We start from the raw sequence: 15,017 nt of genomic DNA on the forward strand, positions 1-15,017 counted from the left end.
CGTGATCGGCGGCAGATGGATCGGGTACTTCTTCGAGAACACCGTGCCGACGGCGAAGCCGAACGCGCCGGCGAGCGCCATGATGATCCCAGGCGCTTTCTCTGCGCTGGCGGCAATGCCGTTGCCGCCCATGATCGAGGCAAGCCCGGCAAAGGCCATCACCAGCCCCAGCGTGCGCAAGACCGTCGGCCGCTCGCCCAGCACCGGCCAGGCGATGATCGAGGCCCAGACCGGCATGGTGTAGGCGATCAGCGCCGCCTCGCTCGCCGGCAGCCAGAGCAGCGCGAGGCCCATCAGCACCATCCAGCCAGTGACGTTGAGCATGGCAGCGGTCACGAGGCGCGGCCAGATCGCGCCCTCCACGCGCAGGCTTTGCCCGCGCAGCACCGCAAGCAGCGCCAGCAGCACCGCCCCGAGCACGCCGGTGACCCCGCGCAGGGTCAAAGGCGGCAGCTCGGCGAGCAGGAATTTCGTCACCGGCCAGTTGAAACCCCAGCCGATCGAGGTGATCGCGAGGAACATCAGGCCGGCCGGGGCGATGCGCGGCCGCGCATCCCGGCGAGTCGAATCAAGCATGTCTGGTAGCCCGGCAAGATCGAGCGTCAGCTTGGCCCGGATTCGGGGTCGGAACCACCACCTCGGCGGGCATGCCTGCCCTCACCTTCCGTAGGGCTACGTGAGTCCCCCTGACGCAATCCCGCCCACCAAAAATATACCTGCCCTGTGAACAGCGGGATGAAGCCTCCTCATCATCACGGGACGCAAATTTTTTCGGTTGGGAATCCCTGAGGACTCACTGATACTTGGCTCCACAACAGGCGCGGTGCAAACCCCTGTTATCCCCCGCAATCCACCATATTTAGTATTTGATTCAGGAACTCGCACTAGTTCTTGACGGGCGCAACGGAGAGTCCTAGCTTTCGGTCCGTTCGGCGCGAGTGAGTTTGCGTCCCGCCGGCACTCCCCCAAAGGGTCTCGCAAATCTTTCGCTCCGCCAGCCAGCCAAGGGCTGCGGAATGAGGGCTTGTCTGCCCGCGAAATGCGGACTCCCGGGGGGCGCCAGAACGGGCCGGCAACAGGCTCGGAAGGCAGACTTCACGGCGGTTTCGAAGTGACACCTGCGTGAAGTGAGACAAGTAGCGGCGTTGTGGGGCGTTGAACGCATGTCGCGCACATCCCCTTGGGGGCGGATGGGTGTGGACGTGCCGGCGGGATGATCGATGCACGCATCGACATCGCGTCGGGAAAAACAGGGCCGGATCCACCGGCTGAACTGCGGTATCTCGAGGCCGGACGGCCGCAAGGAGCCGCGAAACGAAATGTCGACCCGGCACGTCCTCAACGAGGGGCGATCCGGTCAAAGATTAAGGACGGGGCAAGACGATGCGGATTGAGCGGCGCCACACCACTTCAGGACAGTCACCTTATGCGGGAATCGAATTCCGCCTGACCACGTCGGAGATTCGCAATCCCGACGGCTCGGTCGTGTTCAAGCTGGACAATGTCGAGGTGCCGACCGAGTGGTCGCAGGTCGCCTCCGACGTGCTGGCCCAGAAGTATTTCCGGAAAGCGGGCGTTGCCGCGCGCCTGAAGAAGGTCGAGGAGGAATCCGTCCCCTCCTTCCTGTGGCGCTCCGTGCCCGACACCGACGCCCTCGCTGCGCTCCCCGAGAAAGAACGCTATGTCAGCGAGCTCTCGGCCAAGCAGGTGTTCGACCGCCTCGCCGGCTGCTGGACCTATTGGGGCTGGAAGGGCGGCTACTTCACCTCGGACGACGACGCGCAGGCCTTCTACGACGAGCTCCGCTACATGCTCGCCATGCAGATGGTCGCGCCGAACTCGCCGCAATGGTTCAACACCGGCCTGCACTGGGCCTATGGCATCGACGGCCCCGGCCAGGGCCATTATTACGTCGACCCCTTCACCGGCAAGCTGACCAAGTCCAAGTCGGCCTACGAGCATCCGCAGCCGCACGCCTGCTTCATCCAGGGCGTCGGTGACGACCTCGTCAACGAGGGCGGCATCATGGACCTCTGGGTCCGCGAGGCGCGCCTGTTCAAATACGGCTCCGGCACCGGCTCCAACTTCTCGCGCCTGCGCGGCGAAGGCGAGAAGCTCTCCGGCGGCGGCCGCTCGTCCGGCCTGATGAGCTTCCTCAAGATCGGCGACCGCGCCGCCGGCGCGATCAAGTCGGGCGGCACCACGCGTAGAGCCGCCAAGATGGTCGTCGTCGACGTCGATCACCCCGACATCGAGACCTATATCGACTGGAAGGTGAAGGAGGAGCAGAAGGTCGCCGCCCTCGTCACCGGCTCCAAGATCAACCAGAAGCACCTCAAGGCGGTGCTGAAGGCCTGCGTCAACTGCGAAGGCTCGGGCGACGACTGCTTCGACCCCGAGAAGAACCCGGCGCTGCGCCGCGAGATCAAGCTCGCCCGCCGCAGCCTGGTGCCCGACAATTACATCAAGCGCGTCATCCAGTTCGCCAAGCAGGGCTACAAGGACATCCAGTTCGACACCTACGACACCGACTGGGACAGCGAAGCCTACCTCACCGTCTCCGGCCAGAACTCCAACAACTCGGTCTCGCTGAAGGACGACTTCCTGCGCGCGGTCGAGACCGACGGCGACTGGAATCTGAACGCCCGCACCTCGAAGAAGGTGACGAAGACGCTGAAGGCGCGCGATCTCTGGGAGAAGATCGGCTACGCCGCCTGGGCCTCGGCCGACCCCGGCCTGCACTTCAACACCACGATGAACGACTGGCACACCTGCAAGGCGTCCGGCGACATCCGCGCCTCCAATCCGTGCTCGGAATACATGTTCCTGGACGACACGGCCTGCAACCTCGCCTCCGCCAACCTGCTGACGTTCTACAACACCACGACCAAGCGGTTCGACGTCGAGGGCTACGAGCACCTCTGCCGGCTCTGGACCATCGTGCTGGAAATCTCCGTGATGATGGCGCAGTTCCCGTCGAAGGCGATCGCCGAGCTCTCCTACGAGTTCCGCACGCTCGGCCTCGGCTACGCCAATATCGGCGGCCTCTTGATGACCATGGGCCTGCCCTATGACAGCAAGGAAGGCCGCGCGCTCTGCGGTGCGCTCACTGCGGTCATGACCGGCATCACCTACAAGACCTCGGCCGAGATCGCCGCCGAGCTCGGCACCTTCCCCGGCTACAAGAAGAACGCTCAGCACATGCTGCGTGTGATCCGCAACCACCGCCGCGCCGCGCACGGCCAGTCGAGCGGCTATGAGGCGCTCAGCGTCAATCCGGTGCCGCTCGACCTCGTCTCCTGCCCGCAAGGAGACCTCGTCAGCCATGCGCAGGCGGCCTGGGATGCGGCGCTCGAGCTCGGCGAGCAGCACGGCTATCGCAACGCCCAGACCACGGTCATCGCGCCGACCGGCACGATCGGCCTTGTCATGGATTGCGACACCACCGGCATCGAGCCCGACTTCGCGCTGGTGAAGTTCAAGAAGCTCGCCGGCGGCGGCTACTTCAAGATCATCAACCGCGCGGTCCCCGCGGCGCTGCGCGCGCTCGGCTATCGCGAAGCTGAGATCGCCGAGATCGAGGCCTACGCCGTCGGCCACGGCTCGCTCTCCAACGCGCCCGGCATCAACGCCTCGACCTTGAAGGCCAAGGGCTTCACCGATGAAGCCATCGCCAAGGTCGAGAAGGCGCTGCCGACCGCCTTCGACATCAAGTTCGCCTTCAACAAGTGGACCTTCGGCGAGGACTTCATCCGCGAGCAGCTCGGCATCGGCGCCGAGGCGATCGCGGCCCCCGGCTTCGACCTGCTCCAGGCCGTCGGCTTCACCAAGCGCGAGATCGAGGCGGCCAACGTCCACATCTGCGGCGCGATGACGGTGGAAGGTGCCCCGCACCTCAGGCCTGAGCACTATCCGGTGTTCGACTGCGCCAATCCCTGCGGCAAAATTGGAAAACGCTATCTGTCGGTCGAGAGCCACATCCGCATGATGGCCGCGGCCCAGCCCTTCATCTCGGGCGCGATCTCCAAGACCATCAACATGCCGAACGACGCCACGGTGGAGGACTGCAAGTCCGCCTACATGCTGTCGTGGAAGCTCGCTTTGAAGGCCAACGCGCTCTATCGCGACGGCTCCAAGCTCAGCCAGCCGCTCAACTCGCAGCTCATCAGCGATGACGAGGACGAGGACGATGCGGTCGAGACCCTCTACGAGAAGCCGATGGCCGCGCGCGCGACCCAGGTCTCGGAAAAGATCGTCGAGAAGCTGGTCGAGCGCATCATCGTGATGCGCGAGCGCGAGAAGATGCCGGATCGCCGCAAGGGCTACACCCAGAAGGCGGTCGTCGGCGGACATAAAGTCTATCTGCGCACCGGCGAATATGACGACGGCCGTCTCGGCGAGATCTTCATCGACATGCACAAGGAAGGCGCGGCGCTCCGCTCCTTCATCAACAACTTCGCCATCGCGGTGTCGCTCGGCCTGCAATACGGCGTGCCGCTGGACGAATATGTCGACGCCTTCACCTTCACCCGCTTCGAGCCGGCGGGCCCCGTGCAGGGCAACGACAGCATCAAGTATGCGACCTCGATCCTCGACTACGTCTTCCGCGAGCTCGCGGTGAGCTACCTCAGCCGCTTCGACCTCGCTCACGTCGATCCCAACGAGACGGGCTTCGACGCGCTCGGCAAGGGCGTCGAGGAAGGCAAGGAGCCGGACGAGGACGGCGGCCACCACGCCACCAAGCTGGTCTCGCGCGGCCTCACCCGCTCCCGCACCGACAACCTGTTCGTGATGCGCGGCGGCTCGGCCGCGGTCAGCCAAGGCAACGACAGCGCGCCCTCAGGCGGCAGCAAGGTCACGGCCATGGCCTCGCATGGCGCGAGCGCCCGCCTCGGCGACACCCTCGAAGGCGCAGTCGCCCTGAAGCAGGAAGTGCAGCACGACCTCTCGCCGACGGAAAAGCTGGAGCAGCTCCAGTGGAGCAAGGCCGGCAGCGCCGCCACCGCCGTCCCCACCAAGGCCGAGCGCCGCGCCGAAGCCAAGGCCAAGGGCTACGAGGGCGAGATGTGCAGCGAGTGCGGCAACTTCACGCTGGTGCGGAATGGGACGTGCATGAAGTGCGATACTTGCGGGTCCACGACGGGGTGTTCGTGAGGGGCTAGAACGCAGCGTAGGTTAAGCCTCGAGGATAGCCCCGGGGCATCCACGAAGGGCGGCCTTAAGGCCGCCCTCTTTCGTTTTTGGCAAACTGACGCGTACCTCCAATCAAAAAGCACCGTCAACGGTCAACGCCCTCAAATCTCGATCAGACGAACACTTACTTGCGGCAACTCAATAGGATACGTTACCCTACCTATCCAAATTCGCGCTGGAATGACGATGGCAAAAACTGAGCCGCATACGCTTCGATTGACTCGCTATTACGGTGACAGTGCACTAAACATTCCCTCTCGCCCCTCCTCCACGACAGCAGCTGGATGGCGTACTCAGTGCACCGCCACAGTAACCGCGGCTAAGCCGCGCTGCTGCGCTGTATGTGACGCCCTTCCTTCACCTCTTCGATGATCTTTGCGCTGAACGCCTTGAGGTCACCGGGGTTGCGCGAGGTGATGATGCCCTGGTCGACGACGACCTCCGAATCTTCCCACTTCGCCCCGGCATTGGCGACGTCGGTCTTGATCGATTTGTACGACGTCATGCGGCGGCCCTTCGCGATCCCCGTCTCGACCAGCAGCCAGGGCGCATGGCAGACCGCGGCGACGACCTTCTTGGCATCGAAGACACTCTTGATGAATTGAAGCGCCTTCGGCTCGACGCGCAGCAGGTCGGGGTTGATCTGCCCGCCGGGCAGCACCAGCGCGTCATAGTCGGCCGCGGCGGCCTGATCGAGGGTCTTGTCGACCTTGACGGGGCGGCCCCAGTCCTTCTTGTCCCAGCCCTTGATCTCGCCAGGCTGCAGCGAAATGATCTCCACTGTCGCACCGGCCGCCTTGAGTGTGTCACGCGGTACTTCGAGTTCCGATTGCTCGAAGCCATTGGTGGCGAGAATCGCGATCTTCTTCCCGGACAGTTCCATCCGTGTCTCCTTTGAGCGTGTGGTGATGCCAGTCAATCGAACGCTTCGGCGTTTCGTTCCTCGCGCCCCCCGCCGAAATTGCCTTTGCGGTCGAGCCCTTCCCTCCTAAACTCCTAACCCACCGTCATCGGTTCCGACGGGCCCGGTAGAAGCGGAGTCAGATTATGCCCAAACCGGAAAGCTTCCCGATCGAGAAGATCTTCGTTCCCACGAAGCAGAAGAAGGCCATCAAGCCCGAGACGGTTGCGGAGATCGCGGAAAGCATTCTGGACATCGGACAACAGGCCCCCATCTCGGTTCGGCTCGACGGAGACCGCTTCGTTCTGGTCGAAGGACTGCATCGGTTAGAGGCCTGCAAGGCGCTCGGCGAGACGACCATTCTCGGCGTCCTGGTCCCGGCCGAGCTTGCTGAGCACAAGCCGCGGCTAGCCGAGCGACCCGAAGTCGAGGCAGAGCGCATCAAGATGGCGCGATTGAAACAGTTGCGCCTGGAGAAGGAAGCCGCAGAGGCAGCGACGGCGGCCCCGCAGCGCATCAACGCAACGCAAGCGCCGCGCACCCGTCTGGCGAAAGGCGTCCCCAGCAATCCGAAGGCATCACCGGGCCGGGCTGCGAAGTCACCACCGAAAACACTGTCGGCCTGGATCACGCAGCAAAAGGGCAGCGGCGGCCGCTATTGATGGCCGGGATTGCGGCGAGATCGAACCAAACGCCCGATCATAGATCGATCAATCCGTCACCGTCACGCAGGAGCGATAGCCGCAACCGGCGGCTACCTCTCCTTGCATGATCGCGATCGTCTCAAGCCGCCTTCGCCTGCTCCGGCGAGACCGTTTCCATCGCGCGCATGTAGAGGTCGAGCAGGCTTTCGCGCTCGTCGCGCTCGTTCTTGTCTTCCTTGCGGAGCTTGATGATCTCCTTGAGGATCTTCACATCAAAACCCTCGCCCTTGGCTTCCGCGAAGACTTCCTTCTTCTGTTCGCTCAACTCCTGCATTTCGCTGTCGAGGTTCTCGATCCGCTCGACGAACGAACGGATTTTGCCGCCGGGAATGGTGATGTCGGACATGATGCCTCTTTGCTGACTGAGGTCGTGAAAATGACCGCAAAGAAATGACCAATGTGTTAACCTCGCCGCCCACGCATTGCCTGCTGATGAACACCGAGGGAGCCGTTCCATGCCTGAGCTTCGCTTCGATGACGGTGCCGCCTATGAGCAGGTGATGGGAGTCTGGAGCCGTTCGGTCGGCGAGGTCTTTCTCGACTGGCTCAAGCCGGCGCAAGGGCTGCGCTGGATCGATGTCGGCTGCGGCAGCGGCGCCTTGACCGAGCTCATCCTGGCACGCTGCGCTGCCAGCGACGTGCAGGGCATCGATCCCTCGGAGGGACAGCTCGCCTATGCCCGCGCGCGTCCCGGCGCGCACGGCGCTGCGTTTCAAACGGGCGACGCCATGGCACTGCCCTTTCCGGCGGAAAGTTTCGATATCGCGGTGATGGCATTGGTTCTCGTCTTCGTGCCGGACCCAGCAAAAGGTGTCGCGGAATTAACGCGGATCGTTCGCCCCGGCGGCCTGGTTGCGACCTACATGTGGGACATGCTGGGCGGCGGATTTCCGCTCGATCCGATCCTCGACGAGATGCACGCGCTGGGACTATCGCCGACGCGTCCGCCGCATATGGAAGTCTCCACCCTCGCCGCGCTTCAGGGACTTTGGCGCGCGGCTGGGCTGCAGCAGATCGCGACCCGCGAGATCGCCGTGCAGCGGGGGTTTGCCGATTTCGACGAGTTCTGGAACGTAGAGACGAAATCTCCCTCTATTGCGCCGGTGATCGCAGCCATGCCGGCGACCGATGTCGCCGCGCTCAAGCAGCGCATGAAGGCGCGGCTTCCCGCCGGCGCGGACAGCCGCATCACCTGCAGCGCCCGCGCGCACGCGATCAGCGGACGCAAGCCGGGCTGACGATGCGGGAGGCAGGAATGATTGTGGCCCGTGGGGTCGCCGCAATCGCTACGTTCACGGCGGATCGCAGCACGGCGCGTTCCGATGAGGGGCTTCGCGAGATCCGGGACTATTCGGACCGCACTCGTGGAGATTGCCGATGACAGTTCCCTCATGCTAACCTTGGGATGAGCAGATGCTCAATTTCAGGGTCTGGGGGGACAATGACCAAGCTGATAGTTGCGGTTGTGATGACGTGCTTTGGCGTCTCGGTTGCGCAAGCCGCCCCGCTATATGAGTGTGGCGGCGATCCCGCCTGTCAGGCCAAACGCGATAAGATGTCCCGTTCGAGTTACGAGCAAAACATCAACAGATGTTTGGCCGCGGCTGGAGCGACGCGCGAGCAGTGGCGCGCCCACGCGGTGCCGCGACCTGCTGCCGACAAGGTTCGCGCCTGTCTGGAAAAGCACGGATAGCGCGCACCCCGAGATTGATGGTGCCCGTAGGGCGCATCTCGTCGGCGTAACCCATCTCTTTGCTTTCCGCGATAATAGACGTGCTGGGTTACGCTGCGCGACTCCGCTTTGCGCTCGTTTCGGAGCCAACCCACCTACGCGCTCGCACCGTCCCGCGCCCTCGCCCGCCATAATTTTTCCTTGGCATGCGCGTTGTGTCGAACAGCGGCGAGACCTATCCTTCCAGTGATCGGACTGCCTCCCATTGACGCCCGACCGGATGGAGAGCGCATCGGTGCCTGACACGCACGCCCCCAAAGCTGAGACCGCCAAGCCCGATACCGGCAGCCCTGAGACCGCCAAGCCGGGCGAGGCGCGCGCCGATAGCGGGTTGACGCGGGCCTACGACCGGATCAAGAGCGCGGAGGAGGACCTGGCGCGGCTGGACCGGCTGGTTTCCGGAATGGAACGCGACAGCGAAGACAAGCTGGCCTCGCACACAGGCGCCGCTGCGACGGCGGCCGCCACTCCCGAGAGCAAGGCGCCGACGCTCGATGCCAAGGCCTCGAATGCCAAAATCCGGGAGGCTCGCCGTCGCGATCAAGGCTTGAGGAAAGATCCGGCCATGATGCGCGCCTTGGTTATTCTCGTGCTGGCGATCGGCCTTCTCGGTGCCGCCGTCGCTTCGCAATATCGCGATGAGGCCAAATCGATCATGGCGCGATGGGCTCCACCGGCCGTGAGCCCACCCCCGCAGGCATCCGCTGCGGATGAGCCGAGCCCGGTGCCCGCACCGCCACTCCCGAAGGAAACGGACAGCGCGCCGAAGCCTGCCGCCACGGCGGCCGACCCGCCTTCGTCCGAGCTCGCGCAATCGCTCAAGGCCATCACGAGCGAGCTTGCAAGCATCAGCGGGAAGCTCGAGCAGCTGAAAAGCAGCAACGAGCAGACCCTGCGCGAGCAGGCCGCCACCATTCAACAGCTGAAGGCGGCGCAGGAGAAGGACGCGGCGGACAATGCGCGCCTCGCCGCGCAGGTCCAGGCGCTGCAGACGCAACTGAGCGCGCCATCAGCGTCATCCGCCTCTGCAGCCGCCAAGCCCGTCGTGCGCAGTGTGAACAACGATGCGGCTGCGCGTGCCCGGGGGCAAGTCCCGGACGCCGCGCCACGGCGGGTGAGGCCGCCGCCGCGACGTCCCTGGACCCCACCCTATATGGACGACCCCTATTACGGCTATCCGGACTGGTGAGCCGTCGAGGCGCGGAAAGCCTTACCTTCCAGCCGAGCGAAGGTCTTCTGCAACACCGTCGAATGCGTTCTGCATGGCGGCGGCCTCCGCGCCGCCCTGCTCGGCCTCCGCCGATAGCTGACGCTTGCCGACTCCGAAGATATCGTGCACCAGCCCCAGCTTCCCCAGCCCCAAAATGATCAGCCCGTTGATGTCCACCTCGTACCAGGCGTGCGACAGATACGCATCCCGCGGAAACCGGTGGTGGTTGTTGTGCAGCCCCTCGCCGAAGGTGAGCAGCGTCGTCACCAGCTCGTTCGTCGTGCCGTCATGGGTCTCGAAGCGGCGGTAGCCCCAGCGGCCATCGCTGTGGCAGACCGAGTTGACCAGCGAGGTGGCCATGGTCATGAGGTAGCTGCGGAACAGGCCGGCGAACAGGATGCAGCCGATCATCGTGTGCACGCCACTGAGGGCGTAGCCGATGGCGCCGGGAATGATCAGCGCCGACAGCGCGTACCAGTACCAGCGCGTCCGGGTGAAGAACATCGCGATCGGGTCGGCCAGGATGTCCTTGGCGTAGTATGCGGCATCGGTGGTCTCGCGGTCCCACACCCAGCCGCCTTGCGCATGCGACATGCCTTTGGCGAAGCTGGTATAGGCGTTGCCGGAGCCGTCGTAATACGGGCTGTGAACGTCGCCGGGCCTGTCGGAGTGAAGATGATGCCGCCGGTGGTTGCTCACCCATTTCAGGATCGAGCCCTGCACCGCCATCGTCGCGAGTGCGGCGAAGATCGTCCGCATCACCGGACCGCAGCGAAAACTCCGGTGCACGAAGTAGCGGTGCATGAACCCGATCCCGATCGTGGACAGCACGAACGTGCCGGCGAAGACCGAAAGCTCCACCCGGCCGATGCCTTGCCAGAACGCCCAGACCAGCGCCGCGATCGAGCCTCCGACCATGATGGCAAACGAGATGTAGGAATCGCGAAACTTGGCGTCGACCACCGGGCCCTCGAGAAGCACACCCGGTGGCATCTTCCGGTCCGCAGCTTGCTCGGACGCCACGCTCTCAACCACGGTCATTTCGGCCGATCCAGTTCACGCAAAATTAACCCTGCTGCGGCGCAGCGTACAACCACTGGTTATTTCCAGCAAGGACCCGGTCGGCGCCGGGAGCACGCAGCCGGGGTTGACATGACGCGGGACGGAGGAAAATGACGCGGGATTTCAAGGCTCCGTGGACGGCGTTAACCAGCTCGACAATGTCCGCAATCGCACTCCCGCAACACCATGCCCAGGAAAAGCAAGAGCCTCCTCCCCCGCTTTCGCAGCGTCCGCCGGGGCGCGCGGTGGGCGCGAAAAACATTCGCCCGGGCACCGCGGATGGTTCGCATCGCGTCCGGCGTGGCGATGCTGCTTGCGGCTGTCGCGCTCGTGAACATCGTCACTCAATTGATCCGCAAGCCGACCGAGCTGTTCGTCCTTGCCGGCAATGTCCTCGACAAGCAGCCGGCGGAGACCTGGGCGAGCTACGGGCCGCTGTTCCGGAAAGCGTCCACCGCGACGATCACGCCGGAATTGCTGGCGGCGCTGGCGCAGGTCGAGAGCTCGGGCAACCCGGTGGCGCGCACCTATTGGCGTTGGCGATGGAGCTTCAATCCGCTCGCGATCTACCGGCCCGCCTCCAGCGCCGTCGGGCTCTTCCAGATGACCGACCCGGCCTTTGCCGAAGCCGCGCGGTTCTGTGTCCGCGGCAACGTGGTCACGGAGACGGCCTGCGGCTTCACCAGCTTCTATGTCCGCGCGATCCCGAGCCATGCCATCGAGCTCGCCTCGGTGTATCTCGACCGCAACGTCGCTGACGTTCTCGACCGCGCCGGCGACGTGAAGGCAACCGCGCAGCAGAAGCAGGATCTCGCCGCCTTCATCCATCTCTGCGGCGCGGGCCCCGCCACGGCTTACGCGCGCCGCAAGTTTCAGATGCGGGCCGGCGAGCGCTGCGGCGATCACTCGGTCGCAAGCTACGTTTCCCGGGTCAACGCGATGAAGCGGCAGTTTCAGCGGCTTGCCGCGGATGACGGCGGTTAGCAGACGAGCGCAGCCCGGATGAGCGACTTGTCCGCCGTAGCTCGAAGAGCGAAGGCGGAAGCGACATCCGGGGGAATGCTTCGGCAGCAAAGGCCCGGATATCGCTCCGCTCATCCGGGCTGCGAACTGGCTACGCTCTACGCCCGCCTCACCGTATCTCGCTCATCGTCACCTTGGCGGCGATCCCGCTCAACTCGGGCTCTTGCGGTTCAAGCTCCTCGTCGGAAGATGGGCCGAACGAGACTTCGGCCATTCTGCGCTTGACCTGTTCGCATGTCTTGCGGACGTCTTCGGTGAAGAGCGCGCATTCCTCGATGCGCTTGAAGATCTTCCGTCCCTCTTCACGATACCCCGCCGCCGTTTCTCGCATGAAGGCGATCGCATCATGAACCTGGACCGTCAGCGCCTCGCATTTCTGCGCGGCATCGATCAACTCGGTGCCCATGGCCTCGATCTCTTTTGCCGCGGACTCATAGTCGCGAATGACCGCCTCTGCACTGAGCGCGCCTACGCGCGTCACGCCCGCGGTGTGCTCGACGTAATCAGGTAAAGCAATTGAAGTAATGGAGCTTCCCGAGCGGACCGACGCAATGTCCGCCTCGAGTTGGACAAGGTTCACACCTTCCCGTCTGCGCAATTGTTCAACACTTGCCATGACTGATCCTCCCAATACGTGCCCAAAACCCCAAGCAGTATTGGTTTTATTATGGGGATAAACGCCGTTCCACCCCGATGTATTGTTGACAGTCTCAAATTTGCCATTTTTTCCTGTCGATTGACGCCGCACGCAGAGATCATCGACTTGCCAATATTCAACTTTATCCGGCCGGTGGTTGGCGAAGACGGCAGATTTCGCAAGAACTCGACCCGTCCAATGACAAATGAGCCCGTACGAACGGTTGAGCGAGGCTGGCCCGGATCGAGCGTGGCGAAATCGGCAGGTAGGCCGGGCGCGTGGAGCCCGTCATCGACGGCGCCTTGCGCCGGCAGCGGGCTGTTCAGTTCTGCGTCCGACGCCGGCCGATCGTCACATGTCTCGAATGTGATCGTTCCTCACCACCAATACGGCCACCGCCATCCCTCATAGCGAACGTAGGACGGCACCAGCGGCGGACCGTAGGGATCGACCCGGTCGTCTTCAGGGCGATACCGATATCGTGGAACAATATAATAATCCCACGGCGTCGGCCTGAGCACGGGCGCCGTGACGACAAGCCTCTGCTGCGGCTCACGAACGACGACAGCCTTCCGCGTCCGGGCTTCAGCACCGGATGCCCCAAGGCTGCACAGCACCAGCGCCGTTCCGAGCGCACACGCGATGTTCTTTTTCTTCATGCGTTGGTCTCCTTCCCCGGGAGAGTGCAAAAGGACGCAAGGCAAGGCAAGCGAATTCGCGCGCGGCGTTGCGGGAATGACCGATGCCGGCCTACGCTCTCTCTCCACCGTCATTGCGAGGAGCCCTTGCGACGAAGCAATCCAGATTGTCCCCGCGGAAAGATTCTGGATTGCTTCGCTGCGCTCGCAATGACGGAGAATGTGACGGCACTTCGGAGTGCGACGCGCGGCACACGCCTACGCCGCATCCACCTCATCAGGCGCTGCGCCCGCAACGAGTTGGTCGAGGCTGACCATCAGCAGATCGGCCATGTGCATCAGCTGATAGAGCGGAATATCCGCCTCGCCCTTCTCCGCCGATGACACGAAGGAGGGCGCGACGCCGATGCGCTCGGCGAGTTGCTCCTCGGTGTAGCCGCGGGTCTCGCGCGCAGCCTTGACGCGCGCGCCGATGCCGAGCCGGTGCCGGGACTGCTCGTCCGCAGTCATCATGACGGCCTGCTCGTCCGGACTCGCATAGCCGTCCACGAAAGCGCTGCCGATCAGCCGACCCTTGCGCCAGGCCACCCGGCAGCCCTTGCGCAGGCCGCTTCTGAAGATCAACGTGAACTGCTCGGCGACCCACAGCGACGAGTTGAGCTGCAGGCGCGCGCCGGTGCCGGAGACATCGCGGATCGTGCAGGGCACGCTGACTGTGCTGCCGCTGCAATTGTCGAATTCGACGATGCCGGTCCTCAGCGTGTGATGCCTGACTGCGGCGCGATGATCGCTCATGACAGCTCCCAAAAGCCTGCGGCGACATCGAAGGGCAAGTCCGACGCTGGCATGATCGGGGCAGGATACCGCAGAAATTTCCTGCAACTGCTAAACGTCGAGCGGCGCGGCCGGGACTGGATGGCATGGTAAAGAAATCCCTCCCCACCTGCGAAAGCTATTCGCGCGCGCGTCGCAGCGCCTGCTCCAGCTTTGTCCGCTGCTTCTCCCAGCGGGCCTGCTCGGCCTCGGCGCGCTCGTCGAGCGCGGCCCGCTCGGCTTCGATCTCCTCGGTCTTCGCTTCGTGCTCGCGCCCTGCCTTGTCCAGTGCCGCTTCGGCAGCGGCAACCGCCTTGGCGCGGCGCGCGCGCTCCCTGGCGCGGGCGGCCTCCTCTTTCCGGCGCTCGGCCCCGCGCCGTCGCTCTTCCTTCTCGAATGCCGCGGCCGCCTTGCGGGCGGCCTGATCGTCGATCTTGCGGGACGTTTTCCTTGCGGTCTTGGCCGGACGCTTCTTGAGTTTACGCGTGGACTTGGCGCCGTCGTCAGCGAGATCGGTCGGCAGCTCCGCGCTCTCGGTGAACGGACCGTCCGAGCCGACCGGACGCCTGAGCACGATGCCCGGCTTCGCCATGGTCGCGGCGACGATATCAGGGTCGTCGGTCTCCTTGGCGACGCCCTGATGGAAGAGATTGGAGCTGGCGCCCCAGGCCTGAAGCGCCGCCTTCATCGAGGGGGCGGCAATCGCCTGATCGTAGAAGCCGAGCGAGGTCTGGTAGGTTTTCAGTTTCTTTGCCATGTCGCTCCGATGTCGGCGTCACGTTCCGCAAGCGAGCGTAGCCCGGAATACGCTGCGCGCAATCCGGGGTGATGCTGCACGATCGTCCCCGGATTGCGCTTTCGCTCCATCCAGATCTACGAACTTTCAAGCAGCGCGTCATATCCTCTCGCGCTGAACGCCAGCAGACAGAACCCGTGCCCGAACGGATCGGCCAGCATCGCGATCCGCCCATAGGGCGCATCGCACGTGGGCGCCTCGAGGATCGCGCCCGCGCCGAGCGCACGCGCCACGGCAGCGTCGACATCGTCAACGACGACGTCGATATGCACGGGCGTCCAGTGCCGCTCGTAGCGGCGGGGGGGGGC

At 64.2% G+C, this 15,017-nt stretch carries 15 protein-coding genes; 6 read left to right on the plus strand and 9 right to left on the minus strand.

What is annotated here, in order from left to right:
- The coding region (locus IC50_RS10825) for a DMT family transporter (RefSeq protein ID WP_035703873.1) at positions 1 to 576 on the minus strand (576 nt) is incomplete at its 3' end.
- A gap of 807 nt (positions 577 to 1,383) precedes the next feature.
- On the opposite strand from IC50_RS10825, the gene IC50_RS10830 reads away from it, so the two are divergent.
- Positions 1,384 to 5,154 carry a vitamin B12-dependent ribonucleotide reductase gene (locus IC50_RS10830; protein ID WP_035703876.1) on the plus strand — a complete coding sequence of 1,257 codons (3,771 nt, stop codon included), beginning with the start codon at positions 1,384 to 1,386 and terminating at the stop codon, positions 5,152 to 5,154.
- A 358-nt stretch (positions 5,155 to 5,512) separates the two neighbouring features.
- Here the strand turns inward: IC50_RS10830 and IC50_RS10835 are convergent, their stop codons facing one another.
- Entirely contained in the window at positions 5,513 to 6,076 is a 564-nt protein-coding gene (locus IC50_RS10835; RefSeq protein WP_035703878.1) for a type 1 glutamine amidotransferase domain-containing protein, read from the minus strand.
- Positions 6,077 to 6,240: 164 nt separating this feature from the next.
- Between IC50_RS10835 and IC50_RS10840 the strand changes: the two genes are divergently transcribed.
- The gene (locus tag IC50_RS10840; RefSeq protein WP_035703880.1) at positions 6,241 to 6,756 is read left to right on the plus strand and encodes a ParB N-terminal domain-containing protein; all 516 of its coding nucleotides are present in this window, start codon (positions 6,241 to 6,243) and stop codon (positions 6,754 to 6,756) included.
- Between the two features lie 121 nt (positions 6,757 to 6,877).
- Here IC50_RS10840 and IC50_RS10845 read toward each other — a convergent pair whose 3' ends face one another.
- Complete coding sequence (locus tag IC50_RS10845) at positions 6,878 to 7,144, minus strand: DUF2312 domain-containing protein (protein WP_035703881.1); 267 nt, start codon at positions 7,142 to 7,144, stop codon at positions 6,878 to 6,880.
- 109 nt (positions 7,145 to 7,253) lie between these two features.
- Here IC50_RS10845 and IC50_RS10850 point away from each other — a divergent pair, with 109 nt between their 5' ends.
- From IC50_RS10850 to IC50_RS10855, 3 genes are all read left to right on the plus strand, one after another.
- A complete protein-coding gene (locus IC50_RS10850) occupies positions 7,254 to 8,036 on the plus strand; it encodes a class I SAM-dependent methyltransferase (RefSeq protein WP_035703885.1) in 783 nt (260 codons plus the stop codon).
- A gap of 203 nt (positions 8,037 to 8,239) precedes the next feature.
- Positions 8,240 to 8,491, plus strand: a complete 252-nt coding sequence (locus IC50_RS39010) for a hypothetical protein (RefSeq protein WP_081492412.1) — start codon at positions 8,240 to 8,242, stop codon at positions 8,489 to 8,491.
- Between the two features lie 274 nt (positions 8,492 to 8,765).
- The gene (locus IC50_RS10855) at positions 8,766 to 9,719 is read left to right on the plus strand and encodes a hypothetical protein (protein WP_347369233.1); all 954 of its coding nucleotides are present in this window, start codon (positions 8,766 to 8,768) and stop codon (positions 9,717 to 9,719) included.
- Positions 9,720 to 9,740: 21 nt separating this feature from the next.
- On the opposite strand, the gene IC50_RS10860 is transcribed toward IC50_RS10855, so the two are convergent.
- Positions 9,741 to 10,781, minus strand: a complete 1,041-nt coding sequence (locus IC50_RS10860; RefSeq protein ID WP_050990963.1) for an acyl-CoA desaturase — start codon at positions 10,779 to 10,781, stop codon at positions 9,741 to 9,743.
- A 207-nt stretch (positions 10,782 to 10,988) separates the two neighbouring features.
- On the opposite strand from IC50_RS10860, the gene IC50_RS10865 reads away from it, so the two are divergent.
- Complete coding sequence (locus tag IC50_RS10865) at positions 10,989 to 11,786, plus strand: transglycosylase SLT domain-containing protein (protein WP_035703890.1); 798 nt, start codon at positions 10,989 to 10,991, stop codon at positions 11,784 to 11,786.
- Between the two features lie 148 nt (positions 11,787 to 11,934).
- Here IC50_RS10865 and IC50_RS10870 read toward each other — a convergent pair whose 3' ends face one another.
- The 5 genes from IC50_RS10870 to IC50_RS10885 form a co-directional block, all read right to left on the minus strand.
- On the minus strand, positions 11,935 to 12,441 hold the full coding sequence (locus tag IC50_RS10870; RefSeq protein ID WP_035703891.1) for a hypothetical protein: 507 nt from the start codon (positions 12,439 to 12,441) through the stop codon (positions 11,935 to 11,937).
- A 398-nt stretch (positions 12,442 to 12,839) separates the two neighbouring features.
- Positions 12,840 to 13,121: a hypothetical protein gene (locus IC50_RS39015; RefSeq protein WP_081492413.1), complete on the minus strand. Its 282-nt coding sequence runs from the start codon at positions 13,119 to 13,121 to the stop codon at positions 12,840 to 12,842.
- Positions 13,122 to 13,358: 237 nt separating this feature from the next.
- Positions 13,359 to 13,895: a helix-turn-helix domain-containing protein gene (locus tag IC50_RS10875; protein ID WP_035703892.1), complete on the minus strand. Its 537-nt coding sequence runs from the start codon at positions 13,893 to 13,895 to the stop codon at positions 13,359 to 13,361.
- Between the two features lie 157 nt (positions 13,896 to 14,052).
- Positions 14,053 to 14,670, minus strand: coding sequence for a hypothetical protein (locus tag IC50_RS10880; RefSeq protein ID WP_035703893.1), 618 nt, complete (start codon positions 14,668 to 14,670; stop codon positions 14,053 to 14,055).
- 116 nt (positions 14,671 to 14,786) lie between these two features.
- Positions 14,787 to 15,017 (minus strand): VOC family protein (locus IC50_RS10885; RefSeq protein ID WP_035703896.1); only part of this gene is annotated, 231 nt, incomplete at its 5' end.

The sequence above is a fragment of the Bradyrhizobium genomosp. I (2014) genome, assembly GCF_000261685.1.
Classification (GTDB): domain Bacteria; phylum Pseudomonadota; class Alphaproteobacteria; order Rhizobiales; family Xanthobacteraceae; genus Bradyrhizobium.